Below are 16,204 nucleotides of genomic sequence, written 5' to 3'. Positions count from 1 at the left end.
TTGACATATGTTTTATCAGTTGATGCGGAAAGGCTTACACCTCGGAATATCCGCACAAATTTATAAATAAGATCCCAGTCAGCGCACCGTACTATTTCGCTCGCTCATCAATAGAGCGCTCACCTTAACTGGGATATAAAAAATGCAAATGCGTGCTTTCACTCTCAGCGCTATTGCTGCGTTACTCGCAGCGGCGCCACTCGCCAGCCAGGCGGAAATTACTTTACTCAAGCAGGATCCACAGGCGGGCGATGCGCTGAGCCGTCTCGACTTCAAAGTGGGCGGCAGTATTCGTCCGCAGTACCTGCATCAGAATGGCGTCAACGACAAGTCATACAAACGTAATGGCTATGACGGCGGATCACGTTTCCGTTTCACCGCCAATTATTACCTGTTCGACGACGTAAGCTGGGTGGGTTACTACGAGCTGGGCGTTAACTTCCCAGCCTGGTGGGGTTGGGACAATCATCATGCGGATGGTGCGAATAACACCTCGCGTCGCCAACTCTATACCGGCTTCAAAAGCGCTACCCTGGGTGAACTCTACTTTGGTCAGCAGAACAGCGTTTACTACGATGTAGTTGGTGCGAAAACCGATATCTGGGATTACGACATGCTGGCCCAGGCACCGGGCAACGGTATCAATGGCGACTACGACGGCTCTTACCGTTCGCGCAAAATGCTGAAGTACAAAAACACCTTCGGCGATGCAGATGTGTATGCGTCTTACCTGTTTGAAGATAATGAATTTCTGCCAGGTAACGGCCTGCGCTATAAGCGTAAAGGCGGCGGTTCGCTGGGCGTGAACTACCACATCACCAAAGATCTGGCTTGGGGCACCGCGTGGAACTACACCCGCGCCGATATCCGTAATCCAGGTAATGGTGACAGCAAACGTTATGACCAGAATATCTATGGCACTGCGCTCAGCTGGACACCGGATAACTGGACGCTGTCAGCCGGTGCCGGTTGGTATGAGAACTTCTCACCAACCAAACGCAACACCGTTAACAACTACTTCGCGGATGACGCGTGGGGCATCGAATACTTTGCTGGCTACAAATTCCCAATCGGTCAGTATGCGGTGAAATCTATTCAGCCTTACTTCATGGGCGACCGTCTGGAGTTCGTCAACGGACGTGACTACAAACGTATCGATAACGGCGTCGGCGTGAGTGCGCAGCTGGATTACGGCTTCCGTGTCGACTACGAATATGTCATCACCTCCAGCACCGACAAGTCACTGGGCAACGTGAACCTGGTGCGTCTGCGCTACGATTTCTAAAGCGTCTCAACGGCTCCTGCGGGAGCCGTTTTCTTTTGTCGCACAGAGTGCGCTTTTCTTTACACTACGATACCGATAATGCGACGTTTCGCGCGGAGTTGTGCCGCCTCGTCAGCAATTTCTGGCTCCTCGCCCCGCTATTGCCGGGAAAGTCGGTGTAAAACTCTGTCCAATAACAAAAGTGCGGTGGCATCGGAGCTTTACGCAAATAGCGGGGTCGGCCTATCGACGAAAGTTTCGCCTTTACGTATGATGGCGCCAATTTTTTCCAGTAGGTCTTTTAACATGATTAGTCTGATCGCGGCACTGGCAGCGGATCGCATTATTGGTATGGAAAACGCCATGCCATGGAACCTGCCAGCAGATTTGGCGTGGTTCAAACGTAATACCCTGAATAAGCCGGTGATTATGGGTCGTCTGACCTTTGAATCGATTGGCCGTCCGCTTCCCGGACGCTTGAACATTGTGGTCAGCAGCCAGCCGGGCAGCCACGAAGGCGTTACCTGGGTGACATCGCTGGAAGAGGCGGTAAAAGCGGCAGGTGATGTTGAAGAGATGATGGTGATTGGTGGTGGACGCGTTTACGAGCAGATGCTGGATCGCGCGGATCGTCTTTACCTGACCCATATCGATGCGGAAGTGGAAGGGGACACGCAGTTCCCGGATTACGAGCCGGACGAATGGCAGTCAACCTTCAGCGAATTCCACGATGCCGATGAGCAGAACTCGCACAGCTACTGCTTCGAAATCCTCGATCGCCGCACGTAGGGTTGCTATTTACCGCGACCAATAAAAAACCCCGCTGAAGCGGGGTTTTTTATTTACGGCGTATCACTTAACGGCGGATGCGCACTCACTGCGCTCTCGGCCATCGCCTGTTCGCGGTTGGATGCCTGCACGTAATACTGTTTGGTTTCCCAATGCAGCAGCGTCAATGTTCCGCCCCAGCAGCAGCCAGTATCCAGCCCAATCACATGTTCCGGTGTGCCTTTACCTTCCAGCGATGCCCAGTGACCAAAGATCTGCGTATAGTCGCTATCGATTTTGCCCGGCACGTTAAACCACGGCTTAAGCGGTGGCGGGGCCGATTCAGGCGACTCTTTGCAGATCATATCCAGCTGGCCATTCGGGAAGCAGAAGCGCATGCGCGTCAGCGCATTGGTGCTAAAGCGCAGTCGCGCCAAGCCGCTGAGCTCTGGCGTCCAGTTGTTTGGCATGTCGCCGTACATCGCATCGAGAAACAGCGGATAGCTATCGCTGGAGAGCACCGCTTCTACTTCACGCGCGCACATCTGCGCTGTCTCCAGATCCCACTGCGGCGTAATGCCCGCATGCGCCATCAACAGCTTTTTCTCTTCATCCACCTGCAACAGCGGCTGACGACGTAACCAGTTGATCAACTCATCGGCATCATCAGCTTCCAGCAGCGGCGTCAGGCGATCTTTCGGCTTATTGCGGCTGATACCGGCAAACACCGCCAGCAAATGCAGGTCGTGATTACCTAGCACGAGGCGCACGCAATCACCCAGCGATTTCACATAGCGCAGCACATCGAGCGAGCCGGGGCCGCGCGCCACCAAATCGCCGGTAAGCCATAAGGTGTCCTGCTGCGGATCGAAATCAACCTGCGCTAACAGCGCACGAAGCTCGTCATAACAGCCATGAACATCGCCAATCAGGTATGTACTCATTGTCAGTCCGATTAAAACGCGCCGCCCGGACGGGCCGGGCGGAGGAGGATTAGTGAATGTGGGTTTGCACCGCGAGTCGGAACACCGGAATCTCGACGTGGAACTCTTCGCCCGCATCATCGACCATCACATAGTGACCTTGCATGGTGCCCATCGGCGTCTCCAGAATCGCGCCGCTGGTGTACTGATACTCGCCGCCGGCAGCAATGTGCGGCTGCTCGCCGACCACACCTTCACCTTGCACTTCAGTCTCGCGACCGTTGCCGTTGGTGATCAGCCAATAGCGGCTGCGCAGCTGTACGTTGCTGCGCCCCAAATTGCGAATGGTGATGGTGTAGGCAAACACGTAGCGATCCTCGTCGGGCAAGGATTGCGACTCCACATACTGACTATGTACATGGATACAGACGCGGGCCAGTTCACTCATGCACTCAACTCTCCGGAGTTTCAGCCTGATGCTTGCTCAACCAGTTTGCCAGTTGGCAATATTGCGCCACAGAGACGTTCTCTGCACGCAGCGAGGCATCGATTTCTAATTGATCCAGCGCACCAGCCGCAAACATATGAGCCAGGCTGTTGCGCAGCGTTTTACGGCGTTTACCAAAGGCTTCAGTGGTAATGCGGCTCAGCAGACGAATATCGCTAACCGGATGCTGCGGTTGCATATACGGTACTAAACGCACCACGGCCGATTCCACTTTCGGTGCCGGCGTGAACGATTCTGGTGGCACTTCGAGCACAGGAATCACCTGGCAATAGTACTGCGCCATCACGCTCAAACGACCGTAGGCTTTGCTGCCCGGACCGGCGACTAAACGATTCACCACTTCTTTCTGCAGCATGAAGTGCATATCTTTAATCGAACCAGTATAGCTGAAAAGGTGGAACATCAGCGGCGTCGAGATATTGTACGGCAGGTTGCCGAACACGCGCAGCGGCTGGCCTTTCTCTTGCGCCAGCGCAGAGAAATCAAAGGTCATCGCATCCTGCTGGAAAATGGTCAGCTTAGGACCGAGGAACGGGTGCGTTTGCAGACGCGCGGCAAGGTCGCGGTCCAGCTCGACTACGGTCAGCTCATCCAGACGTTCACCTACCGGCTCGGTTAATGCGCCAAGGCCGGGGCCGATTTCCACGATAGCTTCACCTTTTTGCGGGTGAATGGCGGAGACGATGCTATCGATAATGTACTGATCGTTCAGGAAGTTCTGCCCGAAACGTTTACGGGCGTAATGCCCCTGATGGACGCGATTATTCATTACTGCTCTTGATCATAGTGATGGCGAGATTAAGCGCCGTGATAAAGCTGCCCGGTTCTGCCTGGCCGAGACCGGCTAATTCAAGCGCGGTGCCGTGATCGACAGAAGTCCGGATAAAGGGCAGGCCAAGTGTGATATTCACCGCGCGGCCAAACCCCTGAAATTTTAGCACCGGTAAGCCCTGGTCGTGATACATCGCCAGAACCGCATCGGCATGTTGCAGGTATTTCGGCTGGAACAGCGTATCGGCTGGCAGAGGTCCGGTGAGTTGGATGCCTTGCTGGCGCAGTTCGTTGAGAGCCGGAATGATGGTATCAATCTCTTCGCGGCCCATATGGCCGCTTTCGCCAGCATGCGGATTAAGGCCGCAGACGAAGATATGAGGATTCGGTAAACCAAACTTCTGCTGCAGATCACGGTGCAAAATGGTGATCACTTCATGCAGCGTGTCGCGGGTAATCGCGGCAGAAACATCTTTCAGCGGCAGATGCGTGGTAGCCAATGCTACGCGCAACTCTTCCGTTGCCAGCATCATCACTACTAAATCGCCACCGGCGCGGTCGGCAAAAAACTCGGTATGACCGGTAAACGGAATGCCGGCATCGTTGATCACGCCTTTATGCACCGGACCGGTAATCAGCGCGGCAAATTCGCCGTTCAGACAGCCGTCACAGGCGCGTGCCAGCGTTTCCAGTACATAGTGGCTGTTCGCAACGTTGAGTTCACCGGCGGTCACCGGCTGAGCGGTATCGACCTGCAGCAGCGTTAGCGTTCCGGCCTGCTGCGGTTGCACTGCTGCAGGTTGATAATCACGCAGCGTCAGCGGCAAACCCAATAAAGCAGCGCGACGGCGCAAAAGCTCGCCGTCGCCGCAGACCACCAATTCAACTGGCCAGTTTTGCTGCGCCAGTTGAACGGTGAGGTCGGGACCAATCCCGGCGGGTTCGCCGGGCGTGATCACCACTCGATAATTACTGACCATTGTTATCCAGAATCTTCACGTAAGCACTGGCGCGCTGTTCCTGCATCCAGGTTTGCGCTTCTTCCGCGAATTTACGATTGAACAGCATGCGATAGGCGCGCTCTTTCTGCGCGGCATCGGTCTTATCAACCTGACGCGTATCCAGCAACTGAATCAAGTGCCAGCCAAATGAGGAGTGAACCGGCTGACTGACCTGGCCTTTCTGCAGCTTCAGCAATGCATCGCGGAATGCCGGATCGTAAATCTCCGGAGATGCCCAACCGAGATCGCCGCCCTGATTAGCTGAACCTGGATCGTCTGAGAACTGTTTGGCCGCTGCGGCAAAAGTGGTTTTGCCACTTTTAATGTCGGCCGCGATCTGTTCGATCTTCGCCTGCGCCTGCGCGTCAGTCAGGATCGGTGACGGCTTCAGCAGAATGTGACGCGCATGAACCTCCGTTACAGAGATGCTTTTGCTTTCGCCACGCAGGTCGTTCACCTTCAGGATGTGGAAGCCAACACCCGAACGGATTGGACCAACGATATCGCCTTTCTTCGCGGTGCTCAGCGCCTGCGAGAACAGCGTTGGCAGTTCTTCGATTTTTCCCCAGCCCATGTTGCCGCCTTTCAGCGCCTGCGGATCGGCCGAGTAAGTCACTGCCAGCTTGCCGAAGTCGGCGCCGCCTTTCAGCTGAGCAACCAATTGGCGAGCCAGCGTTTCCTGGTCGTCAACCTGCTGCTGCGTCGGGTTTTCTGACAGCGGCAGCAGAATCTGGCTGATATTCAGTTCAGTACCTTGCGTGTTCTGCGCGCCGACCTGCGAAGCCAGCGTATCCACTTCCTGCGGCAGGATAGTGACGCGGCGACGCACTTCGTTGTTACGCACTTCGGCAATCGTCATCTCTTTACGGATCTGCGCACGATAAACGTTGTAGTTCATACCGTCGTAGGCCAAACGGCTACGCAGCTGGTCGAGGCTCATGCGGTTTTGTGCGGCAATGTTCTGAATCGCCTGATCCAGTTGCTGATCGTTAATCTGCACGCCCGCTCTTTCACCCATTTGCAGAATGATGGCATCCATGACCTGGCGCTCAAGGATTTGATGACGCAAGGTTTTGTCATCCGGGAGTTGCTGGTTTGCCTGCTGCGCCTGTGATTTCACGGTGCGCATCATGTTATCAACGTCACTTTCCAGTACCACGCCGTTGTTCACGACTGCGGCAACTTTATCAACCACTTGTGGGGCTGCGAACGCAGTGTTAGCGGTAATCGCTACACCAAGAATCAGCATTCTCCAGTTCTTCATACTTTATCCATTGTTGTTTCCGCACTGCGGGAGAGCCTGTCAAACATCACAACATCAGAAAGCGCGCTGGTAAGGAATGATGCCCTGACGCAGCATTTCATTAGTGCCTAAGCCATAGTTGGAACTCAGACCACGCAGCTCAATGTTGAATGAGATTTGGTTGTCATACTTACTGTCGTTGTTTTCCCAACCGTTGATCTTGCGTTCGTAACCCAGACGAATGGCATAGCAGCACGAGCTGTACTGCAGGCCAACCAGCTGTTCAGCCGGACGACTGTTGCGGGTATCGTAGTAATAACCGCCCACCAGTGACCAGGCATCCGCAATCGGCCAGCTGGCAGTGGCGCCAACCTGTGAAATCCCGTTTTTGTAGATCGGGTCAGTCACCAGGTTAGAGTTATTCAGCGCCTGCGCCACGTATTCCGGGCTGCTGTAGCGATAGCTCAGCTGCACCATACGATCGGCATCCTGACGATACTCGACCACTGCATTGCCCTGCGCGACGTTATCAAGACGGGTGTCATATTGCAGACCGCCACGCGCGCCCCAACGATCGCTGATTTTCCAGTAAGTGTCGCCGGCCCAAACGAGGCTGCCGGTGTCATCTTCTTTGTTCGTCTGGTTTACGCCGGTACGAGACGGGGTAAACGAGTAGATTTGACCCACAGAAACGTTAAAACGTTCCACCAGATCGTTATCATAAATACGTGAGGTTACGCCGGTCGCCACTTCGTTAGACGAAGCGATGCGATCGAGGCCGCTGTAAGTACGATCGCGGAACAGGCCAGTGTAGTCGGTTTGCAGCAGCGTCGAGTCGTACGGATAGATATTGCTCTGGTTACGATACGGGATGTAAAGGTACTGAACACGCGGTTCCAGCGTTTGCGTATAGCCTGGTTCCCAGTCCATCGCGCGGTCAAACACTAAGCGGCCATCCACTTTGAACTGTGGCAGCGTACGGTTGACGGAATCGTCAAGGCGTCCACTTGCACCACCGACGTTTGGAATCTCGCCATTATTATAACTATTGATATTCTCTTGCTGGTAATGGGTTGCCAGGAACTTAGCTTCAGTATCAAGGCTTGCCCATCCGTTTGATAGCGGCAGATTTAATGTTGGCTCAATATGCAAACGTGTTGCTTCCGGCATACGGCTATTAACATTAGTGAATTTCACTGCCTGGGCAAAGACGCGACCATCAAACGGCCCCATATCGTTCTGATAAAAGTTCAGATCGAGCTGTGGCATTGCACGATAGACGTTGCTGTTGCTGGTATTGCCAAATACCTGGAAGTCTTTGGTCGAGAGCGTCGCGTCCCAATTGGTATCAGCGTAACCAAAGCTAAATTTCTGCGTGGCATAGCCATCGGTAGAGCTGTAGTACTTCGAGTCGAGATCGTTGAAGTAGTAAGGATCGCTTACCTTGGTGTAGTCAGCGTTGAAGCGCCAGTGTTGATCGTAAACACCTGAATGACGCCAGAAGAATAGCCAGCGATCATCGTTAGTATCATTTTGGACTAAAGGACGAGAGGCTTTATCTTTGTTGTATTGATTGTCCGATTGCAGATAATCCAGTTCCATCAAGCCCGCACCAAACACCGTCAAATAACGGAATTCGTTCTGCAATTGCAGACCACGTTTTTCCATATAGTGCGGCGTGATAGTGGCATCGGCTTGCGGCGCGATGTTCCAGTAATACGGCAGCATGAATTCAAAGCCGTTATTACTGCCGTATTTCGCATTCGGGATCAGGAAACCCGAGCGGCGACGATCGCCAATCGGTAACTGAAGATAAGGGCTGTAGAACACCGGCACATTGCCGAGCTTAAAGCGGGCATTCCAGATTTCCGCGACTTCTTCTTCGCGGTCCTGAATCACTTCGGAACCGACCACGCTCCAGCTGTTGGAGCCCGGCAAGCAGGAGGTAAAGCTGCCGTTTTCCAAAATGGTGTAGCGATTATTGCCGCGCAGTTTCATCTGATCGGCATCGCCGCGGCCCTGACGGCCAACCATCTGATAATCACCGTTCCACACGTTAGTGTCTTTGGTGTTCAGATTTGACCAGGCTTTCGGACCTTTGAGGATGACCTGATTGTCGTCATAGTGCACATTACCCAGCGCATCCACGGTACGAATCGGCGTGGTTTGGCCATCTTGCTGACGCTGATGCAACTGCATTTCGTCGGCGCGCAGGCGGCTATTGCCCTGCTGCACATCGACGTTGCCGGTGAACACCGCATCATTCGGATAGTTGCCTTTGGCTGAATCAGAATGGATGGTGACCGGCAGCGAGTTGGTGTCGCCATTGACCAGCGGGCGGTTGTAACTCGGCACGCCCAGCATGCACTGCGACATCAGATCGTCGGCGAGTGATGACTGGCTATAAAGCGCTGCACCAATCATGGTAGCCAGCAAGGTAGGTATACGTTTTTTCATACGCGGTTTCGATAATTCCATGAAAACTGGCATCATGCCGACAATCCGGTCAGAGACTAACTTACTGCCCGGCGTTGCGCCAGTGTTAATCCTTGTCTGTCCGCGTTGCCGTTAGGCGCTGAGATAAATGACAGGTATGATAATGCAATTTTCAGCCGCAAGCATGGCGAATTGAGGAGTTTATGCGCTACTGGGGAAAAGTAATTGGTCTGGCGCTCGGGATATTTTCCGGGGCAGGCTTTTGGGGCATTGTACTGGGTCTGATCATTGGTCACATGTTTGACAAAGTGCGCAGCGTAAAAGGACAGGGCTACTTCGCCAATAATCAGGCGCGTCAAACTCTGTTTTTCAGTACCACCTTCCAGGTGATGGGCCATTTGACCAAGTCAAAAGGGCGCGTCACCGAAGCGGATATCCAGATTGCTTCCTTATTTATGGATCGCATGCAGCTGCATGGCGATGCGCGTACTGCCGCGCAGCGTGCGTTCCGTGAAGGTAAGCAGAGCGACTATCCATTGCGTAGTAAATTGCGCGAGCTGCGCAGCGCCTGCTTTGGCCGATTTGATCTGATTCGGATGTTTCTGGAAATCCAAATCCAGGCTGCATTCGCCGATGGTTCACTGCATCCCAACGAGCGTCAGGTGCTGTATGTAATAGCTGAAGAGTTGGGCATTTCACGCGCGCAGTTCGACCAGTTCCTGCGCATGATGGAAGGCGGTCAGCAATTTGGCGGCGGCGGTTCTTCACGTGGCGGCGCCTATCAGCAGGCGCAACGCGGTCCAACGCTGGAAGATGCCTGCAGCGTGTTGGGCGTGAAAAGCAGCGATGATGGCACTACAATCAAGCGCGCCTACCGTAAGCTGATGAGCGAGCATCACCCTGACAAGCTGGTGGCGAAAGGTTTACCGCCGGAGATGATGGAGATGGCGAAGCAGAAAGCGCAGGAGATTCAGGCGGCTTACGATTTGATTCGTAAGGAGAAGGGGTTCAAATAATCGTCTTCCAGGACGATTATTTTGTAGGGTCGTCATTTATGACGACCTTTTTTATGGCTAAAATTCCGCCGGCTGCCTGAACGTCATGCTATTGCCAAACGCCGGATGCGTGATCGTCAGCGACTCCGCATGCAGCTGCAAACGCGGCGCCATCGCTAGCGCCTCTTCATGCGCATAAAAGCGGTCGCCAAGAATCGGATGCCCCAGCGCCAGCAGATGCACGCGCAGCTGGTGTGAACGTCCGGTAATTGGCTTGAGCTTGACGCGCGCGCTGTTCGTCGCTTCATACTCCAGCACCTGATACTCGGTTTGCGCCGCTTTGCCGTTCTCAAAACACACCATCTGCTTAGGCCGATTCGGCCAGTCGCAAATCAGCGGCAGATCGATCAAACCCTCTTCTGCCGCTGGATGGCCCCACACGCGCGCCACATAGTATTTAGAGGGCTCGCGCTCACGGAACTGGCGCTTGAGCTCACGCTCAGCCGCTTTATTCAGGGCCACGACGATCACGCCGCTGGTGGCCATATCAAGACGATGCACCGATTCCGCCTGTGGGAAATCACGTTGGATACGCGTCATCACGCTATCCTTATGCTCCTCCAGACGGCCCGGCACCGACAGCAACCCGCTCGGTTTATTCACCACCATAATGTGCTCGTCCTGATACAGAATATGCAGCCAGGGTTCGAGCGGCGGGTTGTAAGCTTCCATCAGCATGATGTCGCGGTCCTGAATATTATTGGTGCGTGACAACGATCAGGCGCAGCGCATCAAGACGCCAGCCTGCATCGCCCAGGCTTTCCAATACCTGCTCGCGATTGCTTTCCAGCGCTTCAACCTCATCATCACGGATGTTGGGGTTAACCGCGCGCAGCGCTTCGAGACGTGACAGCTCAGCGCCGAGCTTCTCTTCGGCTTCCACTTTCGCTGCCGCGATAATCGCCTGCGCTTCTGGCACGATCGCTTTCTCCGCCTGAGTCAGAATCTCATGCACATCTTGCTGCACCGCATTCACCAGCTTGCTGCCGGTATGGCGATTCACCGCATTCAGTTGACGGTTAAAGCTTTCGAACTCAACTTTGCCTGCCAGATTGTTGCCGGCACGATCCATTAGCAAACGCACCGGCGTTGGCGGCAGGAAGCGGGTGAGCTGCAGGCTTTTCGGCGCTTGCGCTTCAACCACATAGATCATCTCGACCAGCAGCGTACCGACCGGCAGCGCCTTATTCTTCAGCAGCGACAGCGCACAGCTGCCGGTATCGCCCGAAAGAATCAGGTCTAGACCGTTGAGGATCAGCGGATGTTCCCAGGTAATAAACTGGGTATCTTCGCGCGACAGCGCCTGGTTGCGGTTAAAGGTCACGGTGCAACCCTCTTCCGGCAGGCCAGGGAAATCAGGTACCAGCATGTGATCGGAAGGTGTCAGCACGATCAGGCTATCGCTGCGGTCTTCCTGATTGATACCGACGATATCGAACAGGTTCAGCGCAAAGTTAACCAGATCGGTATCGTTGTCCTGCTCGCCGATGGCATTCGCCAGCTCCTGAGCCGCATCTCCGCCGTTGGAGTTCAGTTCCAGCAGGCGATCGCGGCCCTGTTCCAGCTGTGATTTCAACGCATCGTGCTGCTTACGGCTTTCGCTGACGAACTCATCGAGCCCCTGCGGATTTTCCGGCGCAGCAAGATATTCAATCAGCTGATTGTACTCTTTGTCATAAATGGCGCGGCCGGTTGGGCAGGTGTGTTCAAACGCATCCAGCCCCTCGTGATACCAACGCAGCAGCACCGCCTGCGCGGTTTTTTCCAGCCACGGCACCAGAATCTGGATGTCATGCATTTGTCCGATACGATCGAGACGGCCAATACGCTGCTCCAGCAGATCCGGATTGAACGGCAGATCGAACATCACCAAACGGCTGGCGAACTGGAAGTTACGGCCCTCAGAACCGATTTCGGAACACAGCAACACCTGTGCGCCATCCTCTTCGGAGGCGAAGAAGGCCGCTGCGCGGTCGCGTTCGATAATCGACAAGCCTTCGTGGAACACGGCGGCGCGGATGCCTTCGCGCTCACGTAATACCTGTTCCAGCTGCAGCGCGGTGGCGGCTTTGGCGCAGATCACCAGCACTTTCTCTTTGCGGTTGCTGGTGAGATAACCCATCAGCCACTCAACGCGCGGATCGAAGTTCCACCACGTGCCGCTATCGCCTTCAAATTCCTGATAAATCTGCTCAGGATACAGCATGTCACGTGCGCGCTCTTCTGCGCTTTTGCGTGTGCCCATGATGCCGGAGACTTTAATCGCGGTTTGATACTGCGCGGGCAGCGGCAGACGAATCTGGTGCAGCTCACGTTTCGGGAAGCCTTTCACGCCGTTACGGGTATTACGGAACAGCACGCGGCTGGTGCCGTGGCGATCCATCAGCATTGAGACCAGCTCTTTACGCGCATCTTCTTTGCCATCGCGATCGCTGTTCGCCACTTGCAGCAGCGGCTCGATATCCTGTTCACCGATCAGATCGTTGATCAGGTTCATCTCATCTTTGCTGATGGCGTGATCGGCCAGCAGCGAGCTCACCGCATCGGCCACCGGACGATAATGCTGCTGCTCTTCAACAAACTGGCCGAAATCGTGGAAACGGTTCGGGTCAAGCAGGCGCAGACGCGCAAAGTGGCTCTCTAAGCCCAGCTGCTCTGGCGTTGCAGTCAGCAGCAGTACGCCAGCGGTTTTCTCTGCCAGCTGCTCGATAACCTGATATTCGCGGCTTGGTGCGTCTTCGCTCCATGCCAGATGGTGCGCTTCATCGACCACCAGCAGATCCCACTCGGCATCGGCCAGCAGTTCAAGACGCTGCTTGTTACGGCGCACAAAATCGAGCGAACAGATAATCAGCTGCTCGGTTTCAAAGGCGTTGTCGCTGTCGTGCTGCGCTTCGGTGTAGCGGTCGTCATCAAACAGCGCAAAGCGCAGGTTGAAGCGACGCAGCATTTCCACCAGCCACTGATGTTGCAGCGTTTCCGGCACCACAATCAGCACGCGCTCGGCACGACCTGCCAGCAGCTGTTGCTGGATAATCATCCCGGCTTCAATGGTTTTACCCAAGCCCACTTCATCCGCCAGCAGTACGCGCGGCGCGTGACGACGGCCAACATCGTGGGCGATGTGCAGCTGATGCGGAATCAGGTTGGTGCGCATACCGCGCAGGCCGCTGATCGGCAGGCGGTATTGCTCGCTGTGATATTTGCGCGCGCGGAAACGCAGCGCAAAGCGGTCCATGCGGTCGAGCTGACCGGCGAACAGGCGATCCTGCGGCTTGCTGAATACCAGTTTGCTGTCCAGCATCACTTCGCGCATGACGACGCCGGTTTCTTCGGTGTCGAGACGCGTGCCGATGTAAGTCATTAAATCGTTTTCGTTGCGGACTTCATCGACGCACATCTGCCAGCCTTCGTAGCTGGTGATGGTGTCACCCGGATTGAAAATCACACGAGTAACCGGAGAATCATTTCGGGCATACAGGCGGTTTTCGCCGGTTGCCGGAAAAAGCATGGTGATCATGCGCGTATCGATCGCGACCACCGTGCCCAATCCCAGTTCACTTTCCGTATCACTAATCCAGCGTTGACCCAGTGTAAAAACCATATATTTTTTGCTCGACTCTCTGACATGCCATAAAGAAGTTCACCTGTACTCAGGCAATACCCAACCGCCAAACGGGTGTTTGGTCAGATTGTGTGTGCGGTGAGAATCAGGAAGGGCGCTATGGTACTGGATGGCAAGGCATTCGTCACCTGTCAAAAAAGCCCCAGCTGCCCAGTAATGAGTGTAGCAAAGTCATCACCGACGAACGGTAAAATGCCGTCAGCCACCGGCTGCAGCTGTTTAGTGACGTAATGATCGTAGTCGAGGGGCGTATTCCGCGCCTCAAGCGGTTCCGGGCCGGCTGTTGCCATCACATAGCGAATTGAGCCGCCATTTTGATACTGCAACGGGCGCTGCAGCTTGCGGTTGTGCTCATCGGCGAGGCGCGCAGCGCGCACGTGTGGCGGCACATTACGCTCATAATCTTTCAGCGCGCGACGCAGGCGTTTTTTATATACCAGCTGATCGTCGAGTTCCCCGGCCAGCAGCTGTGCGACCGTTTCGCGAATGTAATCCTGCCACGGCTCGCCACGGAAAATGCGGCCATAGAGAGTTTGCTGGAACTGCTGCGCCAGCGGCGTCCAGTCGGTGCGCACCGATTCTAGGCCTTTAAACACCAGCCGCTCACCGCCATCACTGCGAATCATGCCGGCATAACGCTTTTTGCTGCCCTGTTCGGCGCCGCGAATGGTTGGCATCAGAAAACGGCTGAAGTGGGTTTCATACTCCAGCTCCAGCGCGCTCTCCAGCCCATAAGTCGATTGCAGATGCTGCTGCCACCAGCCATTAACCTGTTCAGCGAGGTGACGACCAATCGCTGTCGCCTCTGCTTCACTGCGCGCGCCTTTTAGCCAGACGAAGGTGGAATCAGTATCGCCGTAAATGACATCAAAGCCTTCAGCTTCAATCAGCTCGCGCGTTTGCTGCATGATGGCGTGGCCGCGCAGGGTAATGGATGAGGCGAGGCGCGGATCGAAGAAGCGGCAGGCGCTGGTGCCGAGCACGCCATAAAAAGCATTCATGATGATCTTCAGCGCCTGCGACAGCGGTTTGTTGTTGTCGCGCTTGGCGGCTTCACGGCCTTGCCAAATCTGCTCGACAATCGCCGGTAAGCAGTGTGTTTGGCGGGAAAAGCGCGCGTTGCGAAAACCTGGCACCGAATCGGCGTCATCCGGATGCGCCAGGCCTTCGACCAGCCCAACGGGATCGATGAGGAAGGTACGAATAATTGAGGGATAGAGGCTTTTGTAATCCAGCACCAGCACCGAATCGTACAGGCCGGGCCGCGAATCCATCACGTAGCCGCCGGGGCTGGCTTCCGGCGCCACTTCGCCGAGATTCGGCGCCACGAAACCGGCGCGATGCATACGCGGGATATAGAGATGACCAAAGGCCGCCACCGAACCGCCGTGACGATCCACCGCTAAACCGTTCACCGTGGCGCGTTCCAGCAGGAACGGCATGATGGCGGTGTGCTGGAAGATGCGCGTCACCAACTCGCAATCTTTGAGGTTATATTTCGCCAGCGCCGGCTTATCGTTGGCAAAGCGCCAGTTGATCTCCTCCATGCGATCCCATGGATTGTCGATGGCTTTGCCTTCGCCCAGCAGCTGGCGCGACACCGCTTCAAGGCTGAAAGAGGGGAAATCCCAGAAGGCGGATTTGAGCGCGTCGATGCCATCGATAATCAAGCGGCCCGTCGCCTGCGCGAAGAACACGCCGGGTTTGAAGCCGTGCTCGCGCCACTCCAGCGCCTGCTTGTGACGTCCTAAACGCAGCGGAATGCCGTAGCGATCGGCGTGTTTCTGCAATACGCGCAAGTCGAACTGCACTACGTTCCAGCCGATAATCACATCCGGTTCATGCTGCTCAAACCATGCGTTGAGCTGCTCAAGCAGTTGCGGGCGGCTATCAACATAGATCAGATCAAAATCGAGCGTGCTGGCATCGCCGTTGGGCGGACCAAGCATGTAAACCTGGCGCTGACCGCAGCCTTCCAGCCCGATGCAGTAGAGCTCGCCGTGCTGAGTGGTTTCGATATCCAGCGATACCCATTTCAGCTGTGGACGGTAATCAGGATGCGGCTTCAGGCGCGCGTTGACCACGCTGTCGCCGCGCGTTTCACCGCTAAACCACACCGGCGCGGTGATAAAGCGCTCCATCAAATAGCGTTCAGGTGGACGAATATCCGCTTCATACACCGGAATACCGTTTTCACGCAGGCGCTTTTCCAGATTTTGCAGCTGGCGATTGCTGCGACAATAGAGGCCAAACACCGGGCGGCGGCGGAAATCCTTCAGCTCCAGCGTTTGCAGGCGTGTGTGTCGCTCATCGCGGATCAGCGCTTCGGTTTGCGTGCGAAACTCCTCGGGCACAAACGCCACGGATTCCTGGGTAGGTAGCACCAGCCGCTGCGGGCCGCTGTCGGTTGCCAGCCATAGCACCACTTCGCTGCCGGTCGGCGTATCTCGCCAATGTCGGGTAAGCAGAAAACCTGCGCGCGGATCGGTCACGTGAACTCCAGAGAATGAATTGCATGAAGTATAACATGGATGTTTATACAGTGTATTTGGTTCCCTTTTCCAACATCATTCGAATTGCAGGAAGGCGGCAAGTGCGTAAGTCCCCGGG

At 55.2% G+C, this 16,204-nt stretch carries 12 protein-coding genes; 3 read left to right on the top strand and 9 right to left on the bottom strand.

Annotated features, from left to right (window positions below):
- Positions 1–142: 142 nt before the first annotated feature.
- Positions 143–1,285, top strand: coding sequence for an autotransporter domain-containing protein (locus FHW71_RS11575; protein ID WP_179451954.1), 1,143 nt, complete (start codon positions 143–145; stop codon positions 1,283–1,285).
- A 285-nt stretch (positions 1,286–1,570) separates the two neighbouring features.
- Positions 1,571–2,053 (top strand): type 3 dihydrofolate reductase, encoded by a 483-nt coding sequence (gene folA, locus FHW71_RS11570; RefSeq protein WP_061718145.1) that lies wholly within the window; start codon positions 1,571–1,573, stop codon positions 2,051–2,053.
- Positions 2,054–2,106: 53 nt separating this feature from the next.
- On the opposite strand, the gene apaH is transcribed toward folA, so the two are convergent.
- The 6 genes from apaH to lptD are packed head-to-tail and all read right to left on the bottom strand — an operon-like array spanning position 2,107 to position 8,935.
- On the bottom strand, positions 2,107–2,976 hold the full coding sequence (gene apaH, locus FHW71_RS11565; RefSeq protein ID WP_008108649.1) for a bis(5'-nucleosyl)-tetraphosphatase (symmetrical) ApaH: 870 nt from the start codon (positions 2,974–2,976) through the stop codon (positions 2,107–2,109).
- A 49-nt stretch (positions 2,977–3,025) separates the two neighbouring features.
- Positions 3,026–3,403 (bottom strand): Co2+/Mg2+ efflux protein ApaG, encoded by a 378-nt coding sequence (apaG, locus tag FHW71_RS11560; protein WP_061718143.1) that lies wholly within the window; start codon positions 3,401–3,403, stop codon positions 3,026–3,028.
- 4 nt (positions 3,404–3,407) lie between these two features.
- Positions 3,408–4,232, bottom strand: a complete 825-nt coding sequence (gene rsmA, locus FHW71_RS11555; protein WP_061718142.1) for a 16S rRNA (adenine(1518)-N(6)/adenine(1519)-N(6))-dimethyltransferase RsmA — start codon at positions 4,230–4,232, stop codon at positions 3,408–3,410.
- Positions 4,225–5,214: a 4-hydroxythreonine-4-phosphate dehydrogenase PdxA gene (pdxA, locus tag FHW71_RS11550; protein ID WP_179451955.1), complete on the bottom strand. Its 990-nt coding sequence runs from the start codon at positions 5,212–5,214 to the stop codon at positions 4,225–4,227. The genes rsmA and pdxA overlap by 8 nt, the downstream gene beginning before the upstream one ends.
- Positions 5,204–6,499: a peptidylprolyl isomerase SurA gene (gene surA / locus FHW71_RS11545; protein WP_061718140.1), complete on the bottom strand. Its 1,296-nt coding sequence runs from the start codon at positions 6,497–6,499 to the stop codon at positions 5,204–5,206. Before surA ends, pdxA begins: the two co-directional genes overlap by 11 nt.
- 54 nt (positions 6,500–6,553) lie before the next feature.
- Positions 6,554–8,935, bottom strand: coding sequence for an LPS assembly protein LptD (lptD, locus tag FHW71_RS11540; protein ID WP_286176188.1), 2,382 nt, complete (start codon positions 8,933–8,935; stop codon positions 6,554–6,556).
- A 182-nt stretch (positions 8,936–9,117) separates the two neighbouring features.
- Between lptD and djlA the strand changes: the two genes are divergently transcribed.
- Positions 9,118–9,930, top strand: a complete 813-nt coding sequence (djlA, locus tag FHW71_RS11535; RefSeq protein WP_061718138.1) for a co-chaperone DjlA — start codon at positions 9,118–9,120, stop codon at positions 9,928–9,930.
- A 57-nt stretch (positions 9,931–9,987) separates the two neighbouring features.
- Here the strand turns inward: djlA and rluA are convergent, their stop codons facing one another.
- From rluA to polB, 3 genes are all read right to left on the bottom strand, one after another.
- Positions 9,988–10,647 carry a bifunctional tRNA pseudouridine(32) synthase/23S rRNA pseudouridine(746) synthase RluA gene (gene rluA / locus FHW71_RS11530; RefSeq protein ID WP_154154246.1) on the bottom strand — a complete coding sequence of 220 codons (660 nt, stop codon included), beginning with the start codon at positions 10,645–10,647 and terminating at the stop codon, positions 9,988–9,990.
- Positions 10,648–10,666: 19 nt separating this feature from the next.
- Positions 10,667–13,573 carry an RNA polymerase-associated protein RapA gene (rapA, locus tag FHW71_RS11525; RefSeq protein WP_154154243.1) on the bottom strand — a complete coding sequence of 969 codons (2,907 nt, stop codon included), beginning with the start codon at positions 13,571–13,573 and terminating at the stop codon, positions 10,667–10,669.
- A 152-nt stretch (positions 13,574–13,725) separates the two neighbouring features.
- Positions 13,726–16,086: a DNA polymerase II gene (gene polB / locus FHW71_RS11520; RefSeq protein ID WP_179451957.1), complete on the bottom strand. Its 2,361-nt coding sequence runs from the start codon at positions 16,084–16,086 to the stop codon at positions 13,726–13,728.
- Positions 16,087–16,204 lie beyond the last annotated feature (118 nt).

The sequence above is a fragment of the Enterobacter sp. Sphag1F genome, from assembly GCF_014193275.1.
Classification (GTDB): domain Bacteria; phylum Pseudomonadota; class Gammaproteobacteria; order Enterobacterales; family Enterobacteriaceae; genus Pantoea; species Pantoea symbiotica.
The sequence above is the reverse complement of the archived record's forward strand: the minus strand, read 5'-3'. Positions and strand labels throughout refer to the sequence as shown.

Excerpts from the sequence above, each read along its gene's own strand:
- djlA (WP_061718138.1), top strand. The coding sequence starts at position 9,118 with ATGCGCTACTGGGGAAAAGTAATTGGTCTGGCGCTCGGGATATTTTCC.
- rapA (WP_154154243.1), bottom strand. The coding sequence starts at position 13,573 with ATGGTTTTTACACTGGGTCAACGCTGGATTAGTGATACGGAAAGTGAA.
- pdxA (WP_179451955.1), bottom strand. The coding sequence starts at position 5,214 with ATGGTCAGTAATTATCGAGTGGTGATCACGCCCGGCGAACCCGCCGGG.
- surA (WP_061718140.1), bottom strand. The coding sequence starts at position 6,499 with ATGAAGAACTGGAGAATGCTGATTCTTGGTGTAGCGATTACCGCTAAC.
- rsmA (WP_061718142.1), bottom strand. The coding sequence starts at position 4,232 with ATGAATAATCGCGTCCATCAGGGGCATTACGCCCGTAAACGTTTCGGG.
- FHW71_RS11575 (WP_179451954.1), top strand. The coding sequence starts at position 143 with ATGCAAATGCGTGCTTTCACTCTCAGCGCTATTGCTGCGTTACTCGCA.
- apaH (WP_008108649.1), bottom strand. The coding sequence starts at position 2,976 with ATGAGTACATACCTGATTGGCGATGTTCATGGCTGTTATGACGAGCTT.
- apaG (WP_061718143.1), bottom strand. The coding sequence starts at position 3,403 with ATGAGTGAACTGGCCCGCGTCTGTATCCATGTACATAGTCAGTATGTG.
- rluA (WP_154154246.1), bottom strand. The coding sequence starts at position 10,647 with ATGCTGATGGAAGCTTACAACCCGCCGCTCGAACCCTGGCTGCATATT.
- folA (WP_061718145.1), top strand. The coding sequence starts at position 1,571 with ATGATTAGTCTGATCGCGGCACTGGCAGCGGATCGCATTATTGGTATG.
- lptD (WP_286176188.1), bottom strand. The coding sequence starts at position 8,935 with ATGAAAAAACGTATACCTACCTTGCTGGCTACCATGATTGGTGCAGCG.